The sequence below is a fragment of the Pseudoxanthomonas sp. genome (genome assembly GCF_002863005.1).
Classification (GTDB): Bacteria; Pseudomonadota; Gammaproteobacteria; order Xanthomonadales; family Xanthomonadaceae; genus Pseudoxanthomonas_A.
Genome location: NZ_PKDG01000049.1, coordinates 127,623 through 151,383, shown reverse-complemented (window position 1 = coordinate 151,383; position 23,761 = coordinate 127,623). Strand labels below are relative to the sequence as shown.

The 23,761-nt window shown below is 68.1% G+C and carries 13 protein-coding genes; 3 read left to right on the top strand and 10 right to left on the bottom strand.

What is annotated here, in order from left to right:
• The first annotated feature begins 3 nt into the window (after positions 1-3).
• Entirely contained in the window at positions 4-1,485 is a 1,482-nt protein-coding gene (locus CYU89_RS16740; protein ID WP_296282681.1) for a DUF1501 domain-containing protein, read from the top strand.
• Between the two features lie 51 nt (positions 1,486-1,536).
• Here CYU89_RS16740 and CYU89_RS16735 read toward each other — a convergent pair whose 3' ends face one another.
• Positions 1,537-2,679, bottom strand: a complete 1,143-nt coding sequence (locus tag CYU89_RS16735; RefSeq protein ID WP_296282680.1) for an NAD-dependent epimerase/dehydratase family protein — start codon at positions 2,677-2,679, stop codon at positions 1,537-1,539.
• 698 nt (positions 2,680-3,377) lie between these two features.
• On the opposite strand from CYU89_RS16735, the gene CYU89_RS16730 reads away from it, so the two are divergent.
• Positions 3,378-4,274 (top strand): hypothetical protein, encoded by an 897-nt coding sequence (locus tag CYU89_RS16730; protein WP_296282679.1) that lies wholly within the window; start codon positions 3,378-3,380, stop codon positions 4,272-4,274.
• Positions 4,275-4,382: 108 nt separating this feature from the next.
• On the opposite strand, the gene CYU89_RS16725 is transcribed toward CYU89_RS16730, so the two are convergent.
• From CYU89_RS16725 to CYU89_RS16715, 3 genes are all read right to left on the bottom strand, one after another.
• Entirely contained in the window at positions 4,383-5,645 is a 1,263-nt protein-coding gene (locus tag CYU89_RS16725; protein WP_296282678.1) for an MFS transporter, read from the bottom strand.
• Positions 5,646-5,780: 135 nt separating this feature from the next.
• The gene (locus CYU89_RS16720) at positions 5,781-9,494 is read right to left on the bottom strand and encodes a hypothetical protein (RefSeq protein ID WP_296282677.1); all 3,714 of its coding nucleotides are present in this window, start codon (positions 9,492-9,494) and stop codon (positions 5,781-5,783) included.
• 11 nt (positions 9,495-9,505) lie between these two features.
• The gene (locus CYU89_RS16715; RefSeq protein ID WP_296282676.1) at positions 9,506-15,403 is read right to left on the bottom strand and encodes an OmpA family protein; all 5,898 of its coding nucleotides are present in this window, start codon (positions 15,401-15,403) and stop codon (positions 9,506-9,508) included.
• An 88-nt stretch (positions 15,404-15,491) separates the two neighbouring features.
• Between CYU89_RS16715 and CYU89_RS16710 the strand changes: the two genes are divergently transcribed.
• On the top strand, positions 15,492-15,614 hold the full coding sequence (locus tag CYU89_RS16710) for a hypothetical protein (protein ID WP_296282675.1): 123 nt from the start codon (positions 15,492-15,494) through the stop codon (positions 15,612-15,614).
• Positions 15,615-15,642: 28 nt separating this feature from the next.
• On the opposite strand, the gene CYU89_RS16705 is transcribed toward CYU89_RS16710, so the two are convergent.
• The 6 genes from CYU89_RS16705 to infB form a co-directional block, all read right to left on the bottom strand.
• On the bottom strand, positions 15,643-16,254 hold the full coding sequence (locus tag CYU89_RS16705; protein WP_296282674.1) for a DUF3617 family protein: 612 nt from the start codon (positions 16,252-16,254) through the stop codon (positions 15,643-15,645).
• A gap of 587 nt (positions 16,255-16,841) precedes the next feature.
• A complete protein-coding gene (gene pnp / locus CYU89_RS16700) occupies positions 16,842-18,950 on the bottom strand; it encodes a polyribonucleotide nucleotidyltransferase (RefSeq protein WP_296282673.1) in 2,109 nt (702 codons plus the stop codon).
• Positions 18,951-19,134: 184 nt separating this feature from the next.
• Positions 19,135-19,395 (bottom strand): 30S ribosomal protein S15, encoded by a 261-nt coding sequence (gene rpsO, locus CYU89_RS16695; RefSeq protein WP_142124238.1) that lies wholly within the window; start codon positions 19,393-19,395, stop codon positions 19,135-19,137.
• A 152-nt stretch (positions 19,396-19,547) separates the two neighbouring features.
• Positions 19,548-20,501, bottom strand: coding sequence for a tRNA pseudouridine(55) synthase TruB (truB, locus tag CYU89_RS16690; protein ID WP_296282672.1), 954 nt, complete (start codon positions 20,499-20,501; stop codon positions 19,548-19,550).
• A 192-nt stretch (positions 20,502-20,693) separates the two neighbouring features.
• Positions 20,694-21,071 carry a 30S ribosome-binding factor RbfA gene (gene rbfA, locus CYU89_RS16685; protein WP_296282671.1) on the bottom strand — a complete coding sequence of 126 codons (378 nt, stop codon included), beginning with the start codon at positions 21,069-21,071 and terminating at the stop codon, positions 20,694-20,696.
• Between the two features lie 2 nt (positions 21,072-21,073).
• Positions 21,074-23,722 carry a translation initiation factor IF-2 gene (gene infB / locus CYU89_RS16680; protein ID WP_296282670.1) on the bottom strand — a complete coding sequence of 883 codons (2,649 nt, stop codon included), beginning with the start codon at positions 23,720-23,722 and terminating at the stop codon, positions 21,074-21,076.
• Positions 23,723-23,761 lie beyond the last annotated feature (39 nt).

The window sequence follows — 23,761 nt, the reverse complement described above, 5'->3', positions numbered from 1 at the left end:
ACGATGACCGATTTCCGACTGACCCGACGCGAGTTCGTCAAAGGCTGCGGCGCGGCCGCCATCGTCGGCACCACCGGCGCCAGCCTGATGTTCGCCGACCCCGCCGATGCCGCCGTCAACAGCTACGACACCGTCGTGCACCTGTTCCTGCGGGGCGGCATCGATGGCCTGAACCTGGTCGTCCCGATCGATGGCGTGGACCGCGGCTTCTACGAGGAAGCGCGCCCCAGCCTGAAGATCGAGACCAGTGGCGCGTACGGTGCATTGCCGCTGACGCTGTCCGGCGGCGCCGGCACCGGCTTCGGCCTGCACCCGTCCGCGACCGGCCTGCGCGACCTGTGGAACGACGGCAGGATGGCCATCGTGCACGCCTGCGGCATGGCGACGACGGTAACGCGCAGCCACTTCGACGCGCAGCTGTACATCGACCTGGGCACGCCCGGGAAGTACGGTTCGCCGACCGGCTGGATGACGCGCGCCTGGGAGACGCGACCCAACGGTACCGGCACCCTGCCGGCGCTCGGGGTCAGCGGCACGCAGCCCGCCGGCCTGATGGGCGCGATCGATGCGCTGACCATGAGCAGCCCGTCCGACTTCTCGCTCAACACCACCGCGTGGAGCTGGCAGCGTACGCGCAGCGATTCGCCCAGCGGCCTGCGCGGCGTCAGCGAGACCGTGGCCTCGCTGTGGAACGGCCAGACCGGCATGGAGGTCAACGGCCGCCGCGCGGACGGCGCGCTGCGCCTGATCGGGCAGCAGGGCTACGCCAGCCTGCCGGCCAGCTGGCCGACCGGCAATTTCGCGCAACAGTTGTGGACCATCGCGCAGACCATCCGCTTCAACCTGGGCCTGCGCTACGCCACGCTGGACCTGGGCGGCTGGGACACGCACGAGGGCCAGGGCACCGCGGGCAGTGGCTATCACTACTACCAGAACAAGATCGCCGAACTGTCGCAGGCGCTGGCCGCGTTCTATGCCGAACTCAATGGCACCGGCGAGATGGCGCGGGTGACGGTGGTGGTGCAGTCGGAATTCGGCCGTCGCGTGCGGGCGAACGCCAACGGCGGTACCGATCATGGCTACGGCAATCCGATGCTGGTGCTGGGTGGCCCGGTCAACGGGCGCCGCTTCTACGGCAGCTGGCCCGGGCTGAATCCGGAAACCCTCTCGCCTACCTTCGGCGACGTGCCGGTGACCACCGACTACCGCCGCGTGATGTCGGAGATCCTCATCCGCCGCATGGGCAACGCCAACCTCAGCCAGGTGTTCCCCGGCTATACGGGCTACGCGCCGCTGGGCCTCATGCAGGGCACGGACATCGCGCCGAAATTCGACGAGGCAGCGACCGCTGCATCGATTCCATCGCTGATGGCGACGGGCACGGGAACGCCGGCATCCGCCGACAGCATATCCAGCGAGCGCGTCGTGCCCGACTGGCAGCGCCGCGGCCCGGTGGACCGCACGCTGGTGCGTCGGGAGCGATAGGGACTCGCGGTATCAGGCGCGGTCGCGGTCGCGCCCGCGCGCGGGGATGCCTCAGCCCTTGCGCGCGTGCCACGCCTTGAGCAGTTCGGCTTCCTTCTCGCGCGTGATGCCCGCGCCCAGTTTGGCCTGACGCTCGGCCGGCAGGCTGCGGAACCACGCCAGCAGGTCTTCCACCGTGGTGGCGAGCGGACGGAACGTGAGCCCCGCGGCGATCGCACGCTGGTTGCTGACCGCGCCGTAGCCCGCGTACGGGTTGTCCTTCGACGGCACCCAGATCGGCAGGCCGACCTGCTGCTCGTCGAGGAATGCCGGCGGCACGTGGGTGAGCGTCATGCCGCCACCGGTGACGGCCTGGCAGCCGTACAGCATGGCGTCCATCGACAGCGAAGAGTCCGGGCCGCAGGCGTTGAAGGTACCCAGCGTGCGGGCCTCGGCCAGGCGGATCATCCATTCGCCCAGGTCGCGGCCGTCGATGATCTGGATGGGGTCCTGGCCATCGCCGGGCACCAGGATCTCCCCTCCCTGCGCCACGCGGTGCGGCCAGTAGGTGAAGCGATCGGTCTCGTCGCGCGGGCCGACGATGTAACCGGGCCGCACGATGGTGACGTTCTTGCCGAACTGCTTGTGCGCTTCGGCTTCGCTCAGCGCCTTCAGCGGGCCATAAAGGTTCTCGATGTCGGCGCGCAGCGTCTGCTGCGTTTCGGCCATCGCATCCTTGCCCTTGTACTGCGCCAGCGGCGAGGTCTCGTTGATGCCGGGCTTGCTGCCGTCGGCATACACCGAGATGGTGGAGATGAAGAGGTAGTGGCCCACGTTGCCCTTCAGCACCTTTCCCGCATCGCGCACCCAGAACGGCAGGCTGGTGGGGTTGTCGATGCAGACGTCCCATTTGCGCCCCTTCAGCGCGGCGAGGTCGCCGGTGTTGCGGTCGCCGTGCAGCTGCTCGACGGTCGACGGCCACTCCGGCGACGGGCGCTTGCCGCGGTTGAACAGCGTGACCTTGTGGCCGCGCTTGAGCGCGTATTCGACCTGGAACGGTCCGGTGAAGCCGGTGCCGCCGAGGATCAGGATATTGAGCGGCTTGGCCGCCTTGCCCACCGGCTTGGTCTCGCTGGCGGCGGAGGCGAACGACGGCAGCGCGGCGGCGGCGGCGGCCAGCGCGCCCAGCTTGAACAGGTCACGACGGGTGGTCATGCGGTGCTCCCCAGCGGTGTCAGGAAACCGACTAGATAGCACCGCCCCGGTCGGCAAACCCCTGCCGGAAGTCGTTGTGACTTCCTGTAAACCACCGGTATGGGAAAGCCAACGGCGGTCGCCCGTGTCCGGAACACAGGTGCGGTGACCAGCGTCCAACCCTTGCAGGCTCACCCTCCCCTTTCCAGGTGCCCGCAGCGAACGTCGGCCCGCCGTCGTCGAGCCTCGACGCCTCGCCGACAAGATTCCGAATCCCACCCTTCAGCGGAAAAGGCGCGCGCGTGACCTCCAGCGTTTCGCCGGCGACACAAGAAATGTCGCGCGCGAGCCAGATACGCTTGTCGCTTCAAGGGCCGAAGCCTCGCCACCGACATGCGGCGGGTGAAGCGCGAGGCTTCGTGCCTTGCGGCCGACACCCAAGGCTTGGCGGCCGGCACGTGGAGGCTTGCAGCCCCGAAGTGTGGACACTCGCCCTCGACGATTTTCGAGTCGCATCCGAGGTGCATGCGACTCGACGATGGGCATCGGAGGGTCGCCGGCGAGTCTTTGAGGCTCGCACGCCGCTCCTGTGGGGCGAGTCGTCACCCGCACCATGTCAGTATCAACGCGCGCAGTGTCGTCCGCAGCACGTGACGGCCGCCATGGCTCACTCCGTGCGTTGCTCCCCTCAGGGGACCCCTGCCCCATGGAGACACCCGATGCCCGCTTCGCAGTCATTGATGACCACCCGCCGCGGTGAATTCCGCACGCTGTACCGCGCCCTCGCCCGCAAGCCCGCCGCCTTCGCCTCCACGCCCATCGTGTTCTGCGAAGGCGACTCGTGGTTCTCCACGCCACTGTCGATGAACCTGCTGGACTGGCTGGTGTACCCCGCGCCGGAGGACGAAAAGAAGGGCGTGCCGCTGTTCGGGGCGGGCGGCCTGTTCTTCCGTACCGAGGACAGCGGGGATCTGGCAACCGACATGTTCGCGGCCAGCGGCATCCGCGACCTGTCCACGTGGTATCGCGGGTTCGAATTCGACCTGGTGCTGGTCAGTGCAGGCGGCAACGACTTCGTCGACACCTTCCTGCAGGCCACGTTCCGCGGGGCGGCACCGATGAGCCCGGCGGCGGCGTTCCAGCGTGTCGTGGACACAGGTCGTTATGCCGAGGTACTGGACCGCTACCGTGCCTTCGTCACCTCCTTCCAGGCCATTCGTCCGCACACGCCGATCCTGGCGCACACCTACGACTACCCGCGCGAGCTCGGCCGCGCCGCGCAGCTGACCCTGGGCAACCTGGGTGCCGCCGCGCTGTTGAAGAAAGGCGTGGGCCCGTGGATCGGCAACAAGGTCGCGCACGTGTTGCCACGCATCGAGCAGCAACGCGAGTTCGCGCGCCTGCTGATCGACGGGTTCGTCGACCGCGTGCTGGTGCCGCTGCGCGACGACCGTACTACCGGCAAGGTCTTCGACTTCGTCGACCTGCGCGGCGTACTGACCCGCAGCGACCAGTGGTTCGACGAGATGCACCCGACGGGCGCGGGTTTCGCCGCGCTGGCGACGAAGTTCCGCCAGCAGATGCGGGCGAAACTGGAGATCAAGTTGGGGGGTTAAGCCTTGTCCCGCTTCGCAGGATGAGCGGAGTACGGCGATACCCAGTATCTCCGCAATGGAGGGCCAGCACGATGGGATCGCCTTCGACTCGGCCCACCTGAGGGCTTGCTACTGCCAGGTATCTTCGAGGTACCGCGGCTTGCATGCGAGGTACCCGCCAACCAGCAGCACGCCGACGCATGCGCCCAGGAACGCCATCGGCAGCGTCCAGCCATGCGTGTGCTCGTGCAGCAGGCCGAACGCCAGCGGTCCAGCGCAGGACAGCGTGTAGCCTACGCCCTGCATGAAGCCGGACAGCGCCGCGGAGCCTTCGGGCGTGCGCGTGCGCAGGTTGATCATCGTCAGCGACAGCGGGAACGTGCTGGGGCCTAGGCCGAGCAGCGCGACCCACAGCGCAGGTGCCGCCATCGGTGCGAGCAGCAGGCCGGCGAACGCGGCGGCGTAGAAGCCCGCGCAGACCACCACCACGATGAACGGATTGCGCATGCGCACGGCGATCAGCGGCATGGTCAGCGATGCCACCAGCCCCAGGGTCGAGAAGAGCGCCACCATGGTGCCGCCCAGCGCCGGCGTGCCGCCTGCTTCGACCAGCAGCTTGGGCAGCCAGGTGAACATCGAATAGGTCACCAGCGAGGTCATGCCGAACATCAGCGCCATGCCCCACGCGACCGGCGAGCGCCATGCGCGGCCCTGTGGTCGCGGTGCCGCCAGCTCGGGCGCTTCATCATCGACGGCAACCGCTGCGTCGTGCGCGCGGGCGAGCGGGGTGTTGCGTTGTCGCTCCTGCCACAGCACCAGGCACCACGGCACCGCCGACGCGGCGGCGAAGACCGCCCACAGGCCCAGCGAGACGCGCCAGCCGGCCGCTTCCATGACCGGCACGGCAACCAGCGCCGGCAGGATGGTGCCGGCCTGCAGCACGGTGATGTACAGCGTGCTGACCGTGCCCACGCGGTCGGCGAAGTAGCGCTTCACCAGCGGCGGCAGCACGATGTTGCCGATGCCCATGCCGGCCAGCGCGGTGAGCGAAGCCGCCATCAGGGCCGTCGTGTCGCCCGCCGCACTGCGCAGCAGCAGGCCGAGCATCGCCAGCAGCATGGCCAGCAGCGCCGTCCGTTCCAGGCCGATGCGGTGCGCCAATGCAGGCGTAGCCACGCCGAACAGCGCGAACGCCGCGGTCGGCAGCATGCCGAACACGCCGGTGAGGGTGGCACCGAAACCGAACGTGTCGCCCAGCATGTCGAGCAACGGCGTCAGCGAGGTGACCGCGGTACGCAGGTTGAAAGCGGACAGCACGATGCCGAGCAGCACCAGTCCGCGACCGGACCAGAGCGAAGCGGGTGCGGCCGATCGAGTCTTCACGGATTCCATGCGCCCATTATCGGCGATGGCCTGCGACAGCGCGTCGCAGGGGCAAGGACGGTGTGTCCTGCGGCACCGTACGCGATGCCCGGGAGAAGGCGGACCGAAACCCGCCTTCCCTCATGCTGGCCGCACCCGGACCGCTCAGTACGTACCGGTCATGTTGACGAACCAGCCGCGATGATCGAAGTCGAAGTCCGTCAGGTCGTCGCTGAAACGGGTGAAGTTGTACCCCGCACCGATGCGGAAGTGCTTGTTGAGGTCGCGGTCGACGCCGACCAGGAAGCCTTGCCGTGCACCGCCGTCCTCGACGTCCAGCCAGCGGTACTCGCCCAGCACATGCCACCGGGTGCGCAGTTCGTACCGTGCCTGCACGGCGCCGAACGTGGTGGCCGAGTCCAGCCACGCGCCGGTGCCCCGCCCCAGGCGCACCTCGCCTTCGCGACGCGACAGCTTGCCGGCGAACTCCCAGTGCTGGTCGTGCTTGTACACACCTTCCAGCGAGACGATCTGCGAGCGCTGGTCGACCTCCGCGCCGCCCAGCTGACCCATGCTCGCCAGGTCGTACAGATAGGTGTAGCGCCCGAACAGGCCCCATCGCTCGCTGTTCCAGGGTCGGTAGGCGAAGCCCACGCTGCCCTCGATGAACTTGGCGCCTTCCTGCGGATTGAGCCGGTCGTCGGTGTCCGCATAGTTCAGGCGGGCCGCGATGCGCCAGCTGTCGCTGAAGCGATGGGTCAGACGCGTGGTGCTGACCCACTGCTCGCGCTGTTCCGCACCGGTGTCCTCACGCCATTCCAGCTTGCTCTGCCAGTCGGTCTCCGGCGAGGTGTGGCCGCCTGACACGCTGACCGCGCGACGATCCACCACGCCACCGGATCGTGCGTTCTCCAGTTCTCCTTGCGACAGGGTGAAGCCCGTGTTCCAACCGCGCGCCGGATAGAAATCCATGCCGAAGGTATGCGCCAGGCCCGACGTGTCGCGCTCCTTCAGGAACTGGCTTTCGTTGAACACGTTGGCCTGATTCGAGATGCGCCAGCGCTGGCCCAGCGTCCAGCCGTTCTGCCCCTGCGGGTTGAACAGCGAGTCGTAGCCGGTGGTGTCGGTCGAATGCGTGTAGCCGCCATAGAACGTGTGCTCCGGCGTGATGCGGTATTCGGCATTGACCGTCGCCGCATTGCCACGATCGCCGTCGGTGACTTCCGCGCCGATCGACGAGTTGTCGCCGAACAGATGCCTGGCGCCCAAGGTGTAGGCGTCGTTGTCGGCATACTGGCCGCCGTCGTCATCCACGGTGAACTGGGCCACGCCATACACGTCCCACGCGCTGCCGATGCGGTGCTGGTACTTCAGCGCCGCCAGCGTGCCGGCGGCATCGACGGCGCCGCTTTCCTCGTTCACGCGTCGCACTTCCACGCCCAGCGTGCCGTCGTCGCTGATCCGCCATTCCACTGTCGCCTGCGCCTGGTCCAGCGTGTCCGTGCCGCGTTCGGCGCGGGTGTAGCGGCTGTACAGGCGGATGTTCTGGTCGAACTGGCCCAGTACTTCGGCGCCGTACTCGGTCACCGGCAGGCCGTTGTCGTAGCGGGAAACCGAATAGCCGGCGTCGGTGCGGCGCCACCAGGCCCCGGCGCTCCAGTCGTGCTCGGTCCAGCCCAGTCCCTTGAAGTTGGCGCGTGCTTCCAGTGCCTTCGCCTCGCCTTCGCGGTTCAGCGCGGTGTCGTTCTGCTGGATGAAGCTCAGGCCGCCGTTGTCGGAGAAGAATGCCGGCAGGCCGAACGACTCGCTGCGCGCATACTCGGCCTTCACGAAGGTGCCCTTGCCCGCCTGCAGCGTGAGGTCGCCGCCCTTCAGCGTGTAGTCCTCGCCCGCGCGGCTTTCGTCGATGTAGGTCGCGCCCACGCCGACGTGGTCGCCGAACCAGTGCTTGCCGCGCAGGCCGACAGTGAGCTCGTCCGCGTCGAAACCGGACGGCACCCATTCGTAGTCCACCAGGAGGCGCTGCTCCAGGCCATCGAGCGGCGCATCGCGCGTGAGCGTGGGATTGTTGTCGCGGCTGATCTGCGCCAGCGGGCGCGTCAGCAGCAGGCGGCCCTGCAGTTCGTCGATCTCGTAGTCCGTGCCCCGCTGCAGTACCACGCGGTTCTCGGTACGGCCGGTGGTGCGATCACGCACCTCCAGCGTCACCACGTCCGAACCGGGCAGCAGGTCCGTGTGGCGCAGGTAATAGAGGCTGCCGCCGGTACCGATGAATTCGTTGTGGCCCGGCGCGCTCTCCGGCTGGGACCCGAACACACGCAGTTCGCTGCCGGCATCGCCCCACCGGTTGCTGGCATTGGAGCGCCAGTTGAGCGCCGCACCGTAAAGCGAACGCTGGTACTGGCCGAATTCGGTACCGGTGATTCCGGTCGCATAGTTGCCCCACAGGGCCTGGTTCTTGTCCCAGTCCACGCGCAGGTAGAAGCGCCCCATCGTGTCGACGTCGCGATAGGTGTTCGAATCGTCGCCGTAGACCGGGTAGTACAGGTCGGGGTCGAGGCGGCGGAAGATGTCCTGCGGATCGGCCTGGGTGAAGCCGTCGAACAGGCGCTCCAGATCGCGTTCGGTGGTATCGGCCTGCGCCGTCACCAGGTACTTGCCCCGCCATTTCGCCTTGCCGTAGAACGCCAGCCGGCCGTCGCTGATCACGTCGTCCTGGTAGCGCGCATCGCCCTGGAACGAGGCCGACGAACCGCTGATCCTGTTCTGCGCGATGGTCACGTCGGCCAGGCCGACGCCGAAGAAGTAGCGGCCGGTGACGTCGATGTCCAGCGAATGCGATGGCGTCGGCGCTTCGCCGTCGCCATGCCCGCCCACCGCGATGTCGAAGCGGTGCTTGCCCACCGGCACCAGGTACTCGGCGACGAACTTGCGCTCCAGGTCCACGGGGTATTCCTGGCCGTTGATGCGCAACGCAGCATCGGCGGGCAGGTTGCGGCCCTGGATGCGCACGCGCGAGCCGTATAGCGGGATGTTCTGCTGGCGCAGGCCATTTCCCGCGAAGACGTCGTCGATCAGGCTCTGCGCCTGCGCCTGCTCGGTGCTGAGTGCATTGCCCAGTTGGCGCTCGGTGCTCGTGCGCAGTGCGGTGGCGCCGCGTTCGGCTTCCTCCGGCGACACCAGCTGCAACGTGCGCGGCAGGGTTTCGTCGACCTGGCCGTCGGCTCCCGTGGCGCGCAGCACGTAGACCAGCTCATCGCCCTTGCGGAAGCGATACTTGGCCGGCAGCGCGCCGTCCCATTCGGCGCGCGTCACGGCCGCCACATCCAGCGGCACGGTCGCCAGCGGCTCGATCAGGTCCGCATCGCTCGCGCGATACACGCTGATCTCCAGCCGCGCGATGAAGGCCGGATAGTTGCCGCGTACGTAGAACGGCACCGGCTTGAGGATGCCCGTGCCATCGAACGCCGCGAACGACGGTGCGGACACCGACAGTTCCGGCTGGCCGAGCGTGGGATCTTCGGTCGCCCAGATCGCGCCGCCGCCGGGCAGGTCGATCGAGAACTTGCCGGTCACCACCGCCTTGGCCGGCGATGCCGCCTGCACCGTCACGCGACGGTCGGGCTGCAGCGCGACCGAGGTGGCGTGCGCGCCGGTCGCCTGCGTCACCGGATCGTCGTAGCTGCGCGTGCGCAGGCGGAAGAACAATCCGTCCTCGCTGGTGCAGCGCTCCGTGTCGCACGTGACCGTCGCGCCTTCGCCCTGCGCGGGGTTGTCCGCGGTCGTGGCCGCTTCCTGCGCGGCCACCATCGGCGCCGCGCCGGCCAGCAGCGTGATCAACGTGTAGTCCAACAGCTTCATCTTCATGCGCTTGTCCATGACCCGCCCCCTCAGTTCCGCGCGCCGTCGGGCGCGACCGGGTCGTTTTCGATTTCCACCCGCAACGTCGCGCGGGCCGATGCGCTGAGTCGTCCGGCGAGGGCGTCGAATACCGCCTTCGCACGTTGCATTCCCAGCGCGCTGTTGTAGGCATGCGAGCCGCGCCGGTCGGCGTGGCCCACGATGACGACGCCGCCTCCGCCCCTGCGTTCGAGCGCGGCCGCGATCGCGTCGAGCAGCGGTGCGAACTCGGCGCGGATCGTCGCCTTGTCGGTATCGAACAGCACCGTGCCGAGCAGCGCGGCGTCATCCCGCACACCGGCGACCAGCGACGCCGGCGCCTCCGGCCTTGCGCGGACGCTCACCGTCAGTGCCTTGGCCGCCGGCCCGTCGAGCTGGGCCAGCAAGGCGTCCTTGACCGCATTGGCCCGATCGAACGCGCGTCCTTCGCTGTCGCCATCGGCCTGGATCACCACCTCACCGCCCTGGTACTCGCGCACCTTGGCGGCCATGGCACTCACCAGCGGCTGGTAGCGCGCGGGCAACACGGCGCTGCCCGGCGCGAACTGCACCTCGCCCAGTTCGAGTTCCAGCTGGTCGCTGCCGCCTTCGATCACCTGTTCGGGCAGCACCACGCCCCAGTCGAAGCGCACCGGCACACCGGGGGTCACCCGGCGCAGCAGCGGGTTGTCCGTCGTCATCGTGGTGCCGGCGGGCAGCGTGGACGGATCCACCTTCAGGATCACGTTGCGTCCGCGCTCCCACGTGCCACCGGACACGCCGGCGAGGTGGTAGCGGCCGAACAGGTCGGTCTCGATCAACAGACCTTCCACGGTGGCGATGCGCACGCCCGGCACGCCGCGTTCCTCGATACCGGCGTTGCCGATGACGTAGTCCACCACGTAGCCGTCCGCGCCCTGCGCGACACGACGCTCCACCGTGGGCATCGCCGCCGTGAGGCCCTTGGCCGCGTCGCCACGCGTTTCGACCGAAGTGACGCCGTGGCGGTCCATCCGCAAGGTCACGCCCTGGTCGCTGCTCAGCACGAAGTCGTCGGTGAAGCTGGGCTCGCGCAACGTCTGGCGGATCACCACCTGGCGGCCGCTCACGGGATCGGCCTCGGACTGGCGCCCTTCCACAGTGCCCACGACGATGCCGTGCAGCAGCGGCGCGCTGGCATCGGCCTGCGGCTGCGGACCCGTGCCGCGATCCAGCGTGGTCGAACCCGCCACGTAGGCACCCGACGCGAACCCGCCCTGCACGCGGATACCGCTCAGCGTGGCGCTGTCCTGCCAACCATCGCCGTCGCGGTCGTTGAACACCGTGCCGAACAGCAGGCTGTCTTCCACCATCGCGTCGGCCACCAGCATCACGTCGGCGCTCGCCACGTTGGACAGCGGCTCACCGGACGACGACACCGCTTGCGCCTGGTTGACCTGCGTGCCGGCGCGCGTACCGGCGCCCACCCGCATCGCGTACACCAGGCGGGCGCTACCACCGACCGGAATGTCGAGGCCTTCGAACCGCACCGGAGACTGGCCGGCCACCGTGGCCGCGTTGTCGCCGTCGCTGACCGACAACGAGCCTTCCACGTAGGTGAAGCCCGCGGGCGGCGTATCGATGATGCGGCCGTCGACCAGCGGACCGTCGCCCAGGTTCTCGACCGACACCGTGTAGCGCACCAGGTCGCCGGTCTGCACGTCGCGCACGCCTGCGACCTTGGTCACGCGCAGCAGCGCTTCGCCACTGACCACCACGACGGCATCGGCCGTATCGCAGTTGGCCGGGTTCAGCACTTCGCACAGGGTGTACGGATAACGGTACGTACCGGGCGGCGTGCCCGCGGTCATCGTGACGGTGCCGTCGGGGTTCATCACCAGTCCCGGGATGGGCGGACTGCCCGGCACCAGCGTGACCTGGCCGATCTGCGCAGGACCACCGCCCAGGGTGTCGTTGCCCAGTACGCTGGGCGAGGTCCCGCCCGTGCCGCTGCGGATCGGGACGAACGCGTCCTCCACGGCATCGATGATCGTGGCCGTCACGGTGAGCGTGACCGTCGCGTCGTCGCAGTTGTCCGGCGTCTGCGTTTCGCAGAGGCGGTAACCGATCGTGTACGTGCCCGCCGGTGTCCCGGCCGGGACGGACACGATGCCCGTTGCCGGATCCAGGACCGGAACCGGACCACCGTTGAGCGAGGTCGCCGGTGTGGTCACCGTGCCGGTGACGCGCGACGGATCCACCACCACACCGTTGATCGTGTCGTTGTCGTAGACGTTCCCGACCGACGGATTGCCGCGAGCCCCATCCACGGGGGCGGGCGCGTCGTCGACCGCATTCACCGCAGGCAGGATGTCGGTGTCCACGCTGCTGGTGGGCGTGCTCACGCCGGGCGACGGAGCGCCTCCCGGCGGCGTGGGCGGCTGGCCCGTGGCCATCGCGGTGTTGCGCACCTGGCCGGCCAGCACGTCGTCAGGCGTCACGCTGTAGGTCGCGTTCGCCACGACCTTCTCGCCCGGCTGCAGCTGTCCCGCCAACCCAGGCCACGCGTAGGCCAGCGGACTGAGCCCGGCCATCGCATCGCTCACGGCCACGTTCGCCAGGGTCACGTTGCCGGTGTTCTCCACCTCGAACCGGTAGGCGATCGTGCTGCCTGCGCGATACGGGCCCGTCGACGTCACCGACTTCACCAGCGTCATCGCCGGCAGCTGTTCGGTCGCCGTGTCCACTTCGCTCGAAGGACTGGTGATGGCTGGTGGCGTCGGACCCCCCGGCGGCGTCGGCGGCTGACCGCTGGCCGTCGCGCTGTTGTGCACGTTGCCGGCGGCCACTTCTTCCGCCGTCACGGTATGCACGCCCGTGCAGGTGGTGCTGTCGCCAGGCTGCAGTGTCGTCGACGCGCAGGCGGCCGGCGCATCGAGTCGCGCGTCGTTCACCACGATGCCGGTGAGCGACAGGTTGCCGATGTTTTCGACCACGAACTGATACGCGACGACGCTGCCAAGGCGATAAGGACCGGTCGATGTCACAGATTTGGTGATCGACAGGACGGGGGCCTGTGCGGCCAGCGCCGTCGTGACCGGCGTGCTGGCGCAGCCCGCGGCACAATCCGGATCGCCGCCGCCCTGGATGCTGGCGATGTTGTCGACGCTGGCGGTTGCGGACACGGTCGCCGTCACCGGGATCACGTAGGTCGCCGTGTTGCCCGGCGCGGCATGGGACAGGCCGGCCGGGACCGCGCACACCACGGTCTGGCTGCCGGACGGATTCGTCGCACAGCCAGCGGGCAGCGTGCCGATGCTCAGGCCTGCGGGCACCACGTCGGTCATCGTCGCAACCGACGATGTCGCGGCAGTACCCGAGTTGGTCACCGTGATGATATAGTCGTAGGGCACCGCAACGACCGCCGTCGCCGGACCGGTCTTCTGGATCTCGAGGCGGGGTGCGACGATCGGCGTATCCACGGGTGCGCTGGCACAGCTGCCGGCGGTGGCGCAGGCGGGATCGCCGCCGCCAGTCACCGTGGCCGTGTTCGACACGGTGGTGTTGTTGACGGCACCCTGCGGCGTCGCTGCGATCACGAAGCTCGCGGCATTGGCGGGTGCGATGTTCGACAGCCCCGAGGCGATGGTGCACACCACCGTCTGGCTGCCGACCGGGTTGGTCGTGCAACCGGCGGGCAGCGTCCCGAGGGTGAGGCCTGCCGGCACCGGGTCCGTGACGGTGGCAGCGGCGGAGGTCGGCCCTGCGCCCGTGTTGGTGACCGTGATCGTGTAGTCGAACGGCACGCCCACGGACGCCGCGGCGGGCGCGACGATGGATGCGGTCTTGGCGATTTCCAGCCGCGGCTGGCCCGCGAACGCAACGTGGAATGCGCAATCCTGCGTCACCGGCGTGACGGTGTAGGTGTAGGCGCCGGCGGTCGGGCCGCTCAGCGTGCCCGGGCACGTATTGGCGCCGGGCGGGGTGGTGATCGTGGGAACGTGGCCTGCAGTGGTCGGGGTGAAGGTGAAGCTGGTCCCCTGCCCGTCCTCGATCACCTGCGCCGCCGCGTTGCCCAGGGTGCCGCCAGCGACGCTGGGCGTGACGATCCAGACCCGGGCGAAGTCCGCGGTGACCTGCAGGTCCTGCGTGCCCATCTGCACGCGGCATTCGTTGCCGGTCACACTGGCGCATCCGCCTGTCCAGCCCTTGAAGAGCGAACCGTTGTCGGCCACGGCGGTGAGGTAGGCCTCCTGCCCCTCACCCAGGTTCCCCGAACTGCAGGCCGTCCTCGCGCCGCCCGACGGGCAAGCGTAGACCGCGGGAATGGCATTGAGGCGTCCGCTGCCGGCACCCGTGGTGTGGGCGGTGAGCAGGTGCTGCGCGGCACTCACGGGCGTGCTGAGGCCATCGGTATTGTTGGCCGCGACGCTGTCCGACATCCCGGCTGGCGGCGTCACGCTGACCACCGTCACTACCGGCGTACCGGCCGATGCCGCGGTGATGCCGTTGACGGTGTAGACCAGCGACTGGCCCACCGGCAGGTTGGCGGTGGCCGTCGACAGGGTGCCGGACCCACTGCTGGTGGCGCCGCAGCTGGCCGTGCTGCCGCCCGGGACCGAGCAGGTCCAGGCAGCGGTGCCGTTCGCACCGCTCAGGCTTTGCGACAGGCTTGCGCCGTTGGCGTCGACCGGACCATGGTTGGTCACGGTGATGGTGTAGGCCACCGCGCCGCCGACCAGGTAGGACGGCACGTTGCCGTTGCCGACAATGACGCCCAGGTCGATCAGCGTGGTGCTCGCCGGCGAGATCGTGGTCTTGACGAGCGGCCCGATGAAAGGGCTGACCGTATTCGCGCGCACATCGTAGTCGCCATTGTTGATGACGTTGTTCGGGCCGGTCGTCGCCGCACCGGCGGGTACGGTGAACGTCACCGGGAAGCTGCCGCCGGCGCCGGCCACGAGATCGCCGACCGGACAGTCGATGTAGTCCGCGCGCGGGGCCGTGCCGGCGTGGGGACCGGAACACGACGCGGGAAACGCATTGGGGACGAACGTGAGCGGCAGGCCGTTTTCGGTGATCGGCGCCGCGAGGCGGACGATCGAACCGAGCGCATAGACGCCCGAGTTGTTGACGTAGTTGTAGGTGTAGGTGACCTGCTCACCGGGCTTGGTCGTCGACGGGCCGACGGCGGACACGCTGAGACCCGGCATCTTCGAACCGAACACGTCCATGTAGACCTGGGCGGTGTGGTCGGCGGCGCCTGCGGAGCAGTTCGCCACGTAGACCTTCAGCCGTATCTGGTCGCCGACGTCCAGCCGTCCGTTGCCCGGCGAGATGTCGAAGCCCTGCCAGTTGGTGAACTGGTAGGCACCGAACGACTGCCAGGGAATGCCGGCCTGGTTCGAATAGTTGAAGGTATGGAAGAGCTGGGTGTTGCCCTTCGTCAGATTGATGACTTCGACGAAGAAGAAGGGCTGCTGGCCTGCGGGATGGTTGGGATTGTTGAGCACCGGCGCCATCGCGAAGCGCAGGTGGACCTTGCCGTCGACGGGATCGACGTCGCTCAGCACCATCGTCGCTTGCTGCTCCATCGCATACGCGGCGCGCGCACCGTTGCCACCCAGCAGCGAAGACGCGGTGCCGGAGAAGGGATAGCGCGCACCGTTGCCACCGGTGTTGGCGGCAGTGCCGGCCGCGGTGAGGATGCGGACATTGCCGCCGAAGGCGGTGTTGACCGTGTTGCTGCTGGGAACGGTCTCCTGCACCGCACCCAGGGTCAGCTGGCTGCTGTTGGTCGGCGGCACGACCGGCAGGGCACTGGATGAGCGCGTGTAGCGTTCGAGCTTCCACTCCGAGAAGTTCTGCGTTTCGAAGCCGCCGTTCTTGACCTGCGCGTGCGCGGCCGGGAGGAACAGCGCCAGAAGCATCAGGACGCAGACCGTGGCGATGCGTTTCCTTCCGTTCCCGTGACAGGCCAGGGCGGCCCATCGTTCTCCAACTACCGCGGCAATCTGCATGATCCGTTCCGTCCTGAAAGCAAGAAGACTAGAAAGCGCCACGGGCGACCCCGTGTTGCGCGAGCAAGAAGTGGTGGGCATGGCCATGCCCGGCGTGCGATGCGGATGCGGCGTGGCGTGACGCCATGCATCCGGGACAGCGAGGCCGTTCAATGCGCGTGCCCGCTTGCGCGCCGCGCATCGTCGACCGTGTTCACGGTGATGCCGTTCGGCAGCACCATGTCGCCGGCGCGCTGGCCGGGCTTGCACCGGCCCAGCCAGCGCCCCTTGAACGGCACGTGTCCTGTGTCGTTCGAAGGAGACGCCGGGTAGCGGATGCGATAGGTGCCCTCATACCGGGCCTGCATGTCGCCCTGCACCTTCACCTGCGTGTCGACGCGCTGGCCGTGCGTCTCGCAGACGGTGTTGATCTCATGGCCACTGCCGTTCCTGGAAACGGTGATCTGGCGGCACTGCTCGCGGGCGGGAAGCAGGAACAACGGCACCACGCGCTCGGCACCCGCGTCGGTGCACTGGAGCGCGGTCATGGCAGGCTGCATACGCCCGCCCGCACCCGGTGGTGCGTGCGCGATGATCGTCACCTCCCACAGGCCGGCCTTGCGTACCGGCGCATCGGCATAGCCCTTGCCGTCGGCAGCGTTCGCCAGGCAAGGCAGCAGGGTCGACGCGAGCAGCAGGAGCCGCCATGGCCGGAGAGACGTGCGGCAGACCGACATCGGCCCGCTGTTGGCCCGCGCACGCGTGCCGACGACTGATTCCATCGATTTCCCCCAAGTGACCAAACCGCGTGTCGTCGTCCCGCACTGCACGACGCCAGACGAACCCCGAGACATCGCCTCGGCGGCTCCCCGGAAGGCGCCACACCACGCCGGTACGGACGTTTCCCCTGCTCACGAAAGGCAGCTTCCCCGCTGCACTTCTTCGACGTTCTTCCCGTTCCTATCGGCATGCCGACGCAAAACTGAAATTCGAATTTCGCAAATTCCGTGACGCGCATGACGCCGTGCAAGTCCGGTGCCAGAACGGGAGCGCCCTAGGCTCGCCCTGCATCACGTCGACGTCGTGCGCAGGCGGGACGCGCGGAAAAGGGGCATGTCCGCGCCGTTGCGCGGCGGCAGCAGTGCCGGGCTCGCCTGCGTTTGCGCGGGGCGAACCGAAGGCACGGGCGGCTACGCCCGTGCCGCGAGCCGGGAAACCGACGCAGCCAGGACGGAAGTCCGGCGATCGTAGAAAGACACGGACGATGGCCGTGCGCAGGCACGATGCGCCGCAACGCGGCACTCCGTGACCCAAAAGAAAAAGCGGGCCGAAGCCCGCTTTTCCGTCATGCCTTGCGATGTCGTGCGGCTTACTCGGCCGACACGCCCTCGCCTTCTTCCACGGCCTTGATCGACAGGCGGATACGACCCTGCTTGTCGACTTCCAGCACCTTGACCTTGACCACGTCGCCTTCCTTCAGCGCGTCGCTGACCTTCTCGACGCGGTCGTTGGAGATCTGCGACACGTGCACCAGGCCGTCCTTGCCCGGGAGGATGGTGACGAACGCACCGAAGTCCATGATCTTGGCGACCTTGCCTTCGTAGATGCGGCCCGGCTCGACGTCGGACGTGATCTGCTCGATGCGGGCCTTGGCGGCCTGGCCGGCGGCGCCGTTCACCGAGGCGATGGTGATGGTGCCGTCGTCCTGGATGTCGATCTGCGTGCCGGTTTCCTTGGTGATGGCCTGGATCACCGAACCGCCCTTGCCGATCACTTCGCGGATCTTGTCGGGGTGGATCTTGATGGTGATCAGGCGCGGCGCGAACTCGCTCAGTTCCTGGCGCGGTGCGGACATCGCCTGGGCCATTTCACCCAGGATGTGCAGTCGGCCGGCCTTCGCCTGCGTCAGCGCCTGCTTCATGATCTCTTCGGTGATGCCTTCGATCTTGATGTCCATCTGCAGCGCGGACACGCCGTTGGCGGTACCGGCGACCTTGAAGTCCATGTCGCCCAGGTGGTCTTCGTCACCCAGGATGTCGCTCAGCACGACGAACTCGTCGCCTTCCTTCACCAGGCCCATCGCGATGCCGGCCACCGGCGCCTTGATCGGCACGCCCGCATCCATCAGCGCCAGCGAGCTGCCGCAGACCGAGGCCATCGACGAGGAACCGTTCGACTCGGTGATTTCCGACACCACGCGGATGGTGTACGGGAAGGCTTCCATCGTCGGCATCACGGCGAGCACGCCGCGCTTGGCGAGGCGGCCATGGCCGATTTCGCGACGCTTCGGACCCATCATGCGGCCGGCTTCGCCCACCGAGAACGGAGGGAAGTTGTAGTGGAACAGGAAGTGGTCCTTCCACTCGCCGGCCACGGCGTCGATCACTTGGCCATCGCGGGCGGTGCCCAGCGTGACGGCGACGATCGCCTGCGTTTCGCCACGGGTGAACAGCGCGGAGCCGTGCACGCGCGGCAGCACGCTGACCTTGGAGGAGATCGGGCGCACCTGGTCGAGCGCACGGCCGTCGATGCGGACCTTGGTCTTTAGGACCGAGGCGCGCATGGTCTGGTATTCCTGCTCGCTGAATTCCTTCGACAGGTCGCCCGTGCTCCAGGCATTGCTCTCGGCCTGCGGCGCCAGCGCGCCCAGGATGGCCTTCTTCAGGCTGGAGATGGCATCGCGGCGCTCGATCTTGTCGCGCACCTGGAACGCACCGGCCAGGCTGTCGCCCACCGCATGGCGCAGGGCGGCGATCAGGCCTTCGTTCTTGGCCGGCGGCTGCCAGTCCCACTTCGGCTTGCCGGCTTCGGCCACCAGCTCGTTGATCACGGCGATGACCTTCTGCATCTCGCGGTGACCGAACATCACCGCGCCCAGCATCACTTCTTCCGACAGCTCGGCGGCTTCGGATTCGACCATCAGCACGGCGTTGGCGGTACCGGCGACCACGAGCTCCAGCTTGGAGTCCTTCAGTTCGCTGACGGTCGGGTTCAGCACGTACTCGCCATTGACGTAGCCGACCTTGGCGGCACCGATCGGGCCGTTGAACGGCGCGCCGGTCAGGGCGACGGCGGCGGAGGCACCGATCAGCGCCGGGATGTCACCGTCGATTTCCGGGTTCAGCGACATCACCGTGGCGATGACCTGCACTTCATTGCGGAACTCTTCCGGGAACAGCGGGCGCAGCGGGCGATCGATCAGGCGGGAGATCAGCGTCTCCTTCTCGGTCGCACGACCTTCGCGCTTGAAGAAGCCACCGGGGATGCGGCCGCCGGCGTAGAACTTCTCCTGGTAGTCGACCGTCAGGGGGAAGAAGTCCTGGCCCTCGCGGGCGGACTTCGCGGCCACGGCGGTGACCAGCAGCACGGTGTCGTCGAACTTGACGACGACGGCGCCGCCGGCCTGGCGGGCGACTTCGCCGGTCTCCAGGGTGACCTGGTGCTTGCCGTACTGGAAGGTTTTGGTGATTTTTGCCACGGGGGTTTCCTTGGGATGCCTTGTGCGGGTTGGACCTCACGCGACCCTTGTCGCGCGTGGCTGGCCGGATGCGTCCGGCCGGTGGTGCTGGGAGGGGCGGGCCCGGTGCGGCCAGCGGATGCAGCGCATTCCGTTCCCTGAAATGCAAACCGCGGCGCATCTCTGCGCCGCGGTCGGGGGTATATCAGCGACGCAGACCGAGCTTTTCGATCAGGGTCTTGTAGCGCTCGTTGTCTTTCTTCTTGAGGTAGTCAAGCAGGCTGCGGCGGCGATTGACCAGCTGCAGCAGGCCACGGCGGCTGTGGTGATCCTTCTTGTGGGTCTTGAAGTGGCCGCTCAGGTGCTCGATGCGGGCGGTGATCAGGGCCACCTGGACTTCCGGCGAACCGGTGTCGTTGGCGCCGCGCGCGTTGTCGGCAATGACTTTCTGGGTATCGATGGACATGCGTTTTCTCTGGTGGATGCGTGGCCTGCAGGAACGCGGGTGTCCTCCGCGCGCACCGCCTGGCTCGCCGTTGATGAAGCTGGGAAATGAACGAGATACCGGCATAAAACCGGCGGCGTAGTGTAGCCTCCGGGTCCTTGTGAAACAAGGTTCTATTGCGCGCGATCCGTCTTCACGGCGGTGCCGGCCACCGCCCAGGCGAACAGCCGCTGCGGCGACAGCGTGCCTTCGGCATCGACCGTCCCGAGGCCCAGCACGCGTCCTTCCGGCCCGTGGATCGCCACCGGGACCTCGCTGGGTGGATACCCCCGCAACCTTTGCCCCTGCGCCAACCGGCGTGCACCGACAGCATCCACCTCGACACGCGGGAAGCCGGCCAGACCGGACTCGATGGGCAGCAGGCAGGCCTCCAGGGCAGCGTCGCCCCCTTGTTCAGCCAACGCCTGCAACGCCTCCAGGGTATACATAGGCGCCTGCATGAACGGATCGACCCAGAGGCGCCGCAGGGCCCCGACATGGGCGCCGCACCCCAACGCCTCGCCGAGGTCACGGACCAGGCTGCGCACGTAGGTCCCGGACCCGCATTCCACGCGCAAGGAGAGCCGATCAGGCGCGATCCCGAGGATCTCGATGCCGTGGACCTCGACCTCGCGCTCCGGCGCTTCGATGACGTCACCCCGCCGCGCCTTCGTGTAGAGCGGCTCGCCCCCCTGCTTCAGCGCGGAGTAGATGGGAGCGCGCTGGCGGATGCGACCCTTCAGTGGCGCGAGCGCAGCAGCGATGGTGGTGGCATCCAGCGGCGGTATCGGGCGCTGGCGCAGCGGGACGCCATCGGCGTCGTCGGTATCGGTGGTAGTTCCGAGCACGGCGACCGTGTCGTAGGCCTTGCGCGACCCCAGCAGCAATCCGGCGATCTTGGTGGCTTCGCCGAAACACAGGGGCAACAGGCCGGTCGCCAACGGATCCAGGCTTCCGGTATGACCGCCCTTTTCGGCCCTGAACAGGCGACGCGCGACCTGCAGCGCACCGTTCGAACTCATGCCCTGCGGCTTGTCGAGCAGCAGGATGCCGTCAAGGGCGCGGAACTTGGTCTTGGGCGACGCCATGGGAAGCAACGCGTTCCTTTCGGTGGGTGCAGGCCACGCCCGCGACGCTCTTCGCATGCAGGGAAGAGCAAGAGCATCGCGCGCGCCTGCAAGCGCGGCTCGCGGGTTCCGCACACCAACGGTGGCGCGGACCGTTCCGACGGACGGCATGGCGGCGGGCTCGACCATGCGCGGGCCGGGCGCCGCCTCCGCTTACGGGTCCCGCGGCTCTTCGTCTGCCGGAGGGGGCGGCAGGTCGCGCAGCAGGTTCTCGATGCGCTCGCCGCGGTCGACGGAGTCATCGTAGTGGAAGTGCAGTTCCGGCACATGCCGCATCTTCACGCGGCGTGCCAGCTCCATGCGCAACCCCCAGGCCAGTTCCTTCAGGCCCTTCATCGCCTCGACCGAGCGTTCCGGCATCAGCGCGGTGACGAACACCTTCGCGTGCGCCATGTCGCGGGTGACCTCGACGTCGGAGACGCTGACCGACGGCAGGCCGTGCTCGCGCACGGCTTCGTGCACCAGCGTGCCCAGCTCGCGACGGAGCTGGGCGGAAACGCGGTCGGTGCGGTGGAACGACTTGGTCGGCATGATCAGAGCGTGCGCTGCACTTCGATGCGCTCGAAGCACTCTATCTGGTCGCCCGGCTGCACGTCGTTGTAGGCCTTCACGCCGATGCCGCACTCGGTGCCGTTGCGCACTTCGTCGACGTTCTCCTTGAAGCGGCGCAGCGATTCCAGTTCGCCTTCGAACACCACCGTGCTGGCGCGCAGCACGCGGATCGGCTTGTTCCGCTTGACCGTGCCTTCGACCACCATGCAGCCTGCGACCGCGCCGAACTTGGAGCTGCGGAACACGTCGCGCACTTCGGCGATGCCGATGATCTCTTCGCGGATCTCCACGCCCAGCAGGCCGGACGCCACCTGCTTCACCTGGTCGATCACGTCATAGATGATCGAGAAGTAGCGCAGGTCCACGCCGTTGGCTTCGATGATGCGACGCGCGGACGCATCGGCACGCACGTTGAAGCCGATGACGGTGGCCTTCGAGGTGACCGCGGAGTTGGCGTCGGACTCGGTGATGCCGCCCACGCCGGAGCTGATGATGTTGATGCGGATCGACTCGTTGGACAGCGCGACCAGCGAATGGCGCAGCGCTTCCACCGAACCCTGCACGTCCGCCTTGACGATCAGGTTGAGGCTGAGCTGGCCTTCGCCCTTGCCCAGCTGCGCCATGATGTCTTCCATGCGGCTGCCGGCAGACTGCACCAGGCGCGATTCGCGGCGCTTGGCGTCGCGCTGCTGCGCCACGTCCTTGGCCAGGCGCTCGTCGGCGACCACGACGAAGTCGTCGCCCGCCTCCGGCACGCCGGACAGGCCCAGCACCTGCACCGGGATGGACGGGCCGGCCGACGGCGGCTGGCTGCCGGTCTCGTCGAACAGTGCCCGCACGCGGCCGTACTGGATGCCGCAGACAAGGTAGTCGCCCTTCTTCAGGGTGCCCTGCTGCACGAGCACCGTCGCGACCGGGCCGCGGCCCTTGTCCAGCGAGGATTCGATGACCACACCGCTGGCGCGGCCGTCTTCCACGGCCTTCAGTTCCAGCAGCTCGGCCTGGATGGAGATGGCGTCCAGCAGGTTGTCCACGCCCTGCCCCGTCTTGGCCGAGATCTCGACCATCTGGGTGTCGCCGCCGAACTCTTCGGCGACCACTTCTTCGGCCAGCAGCTCGTTCTTCACGCGCAGCGGGTCGGCGTCGGACTTGTCGATCTTGTTCACCGCCACGATCAGCGGCACCTTCGCGGCCTTCGCGTGCTGGATGGCTTCGCGGGTCTGCGGCATGACACCGTCATCGGCCGCGACCACCAGCACCACGATGTCGGTCAGCTTGGCGCCGCGGGCGCGCATCGCGGTGAACGCGGCGTGGCCCGGGGTGTCGAGGAAGCTGATGACGCCCTTCGGCGTCTCCACGTGGTACGCACCGATGTGCTGGGTGATGCCGCCGGCTTCGCCGCTGGCGATCTTGGTACGGCGGATGTAGTCCAGCAGCGAGGTCTTGCCGTGGTCGACGTGACCCATGATGGTGACCACGGGCGGACGCGCGACCTTGTCGCCCTGCTGCTCCTCCGAATGCGCCAGCAGTTCGTTCTCGACGTCGTTGGCGTCGGCGCGCACGGCCTTGTGGCCGAGCTCTTCGGTGATCAGCGCAGCGGTGTCGTGGTCGATGGTCTGGGTGATGGTGGCCATCACGCCCATCCTGAACAGCGCTTTCACCACGTCGCCGCCCTTCAGCGCCAGCTTCTGCGCCAGGTCGGCCACGGTGATGGTCTCGCCGATCGCCACTTCGCGCACGATCGGTGCCGTCGGACGCTCGAAGCCGTGAGCACCACCGCCACCGCGGCTCTGCTCATGGCGGCGCGGCGGCTTGGGCTTGCCACGCGACGCGCCACGACGGGCACGATCGGCGGCGGACAGGTGCAGCTGGCCCGCGAAACGGCTGGTGTTGTCGTCGTCCTCGACGCCGGCGACCATCGCGTGCGAACCGCGCGTCTTGTGCTTGGCGGCAGCGGCGTTGTTGCGGTCGTCGGTGCGCGGGGGATCCTTGCGCACGACCGTCTTGGGCACATGGTGGCCCTGGGTGGCGGGCTTGGCCGGACGCACCGACTCGTCGCCATCCACAGCGACGGCACCGGCGGCCAGTGCGGCGGCTTCCGCATCGGCCTGTGCACGCGCAGCTTCGGCTTCGGCGCGCGCGGCGGCCTCTTCCTGCCGGCGGCGCTCCAGTTCCTCGGCGCGCTTGGCGTCTTCCTGCGCCAGGCGCTGCTGTTCGTCGAGGTTGCGCTGGCGGGACTCCTCCAGCTTGCGCAGGATTTCCGCGCGCTCCGGATCGGCCTCGCTCTGCCAGTTGGTCGCCACCGATTCGGCGTCCGTCGGCTTCACGTACGTACGCTTCTGGCGCACTTCCACGTTGACCGTGGTCTTGCTGCGTCCGGCCGCGACGGTGACTTCCTGCACCTTGCGGCGGTTCAGCGTGATCTTCTTGGGCGCAGCTTCATCCACCGCGGCATCGCTCTTGCCGTGCGAGCGCTTGAGAAAGCCGAGCAGCTTCACTTTTTCCATGCTGGTCACGACCTGATCGGGACCGCTGAAGCTCATGCCCGCTTCGGACAGTTGCTCCAGGAGTTTCTCTACCGGCGTGTTGACCAGTTCAGCGAGCTTGCGGATGGTGGTTTGCTGCGACATTCGGATCCTAGTTTGGGTATTCCGCCCCCCCGGTGGTGG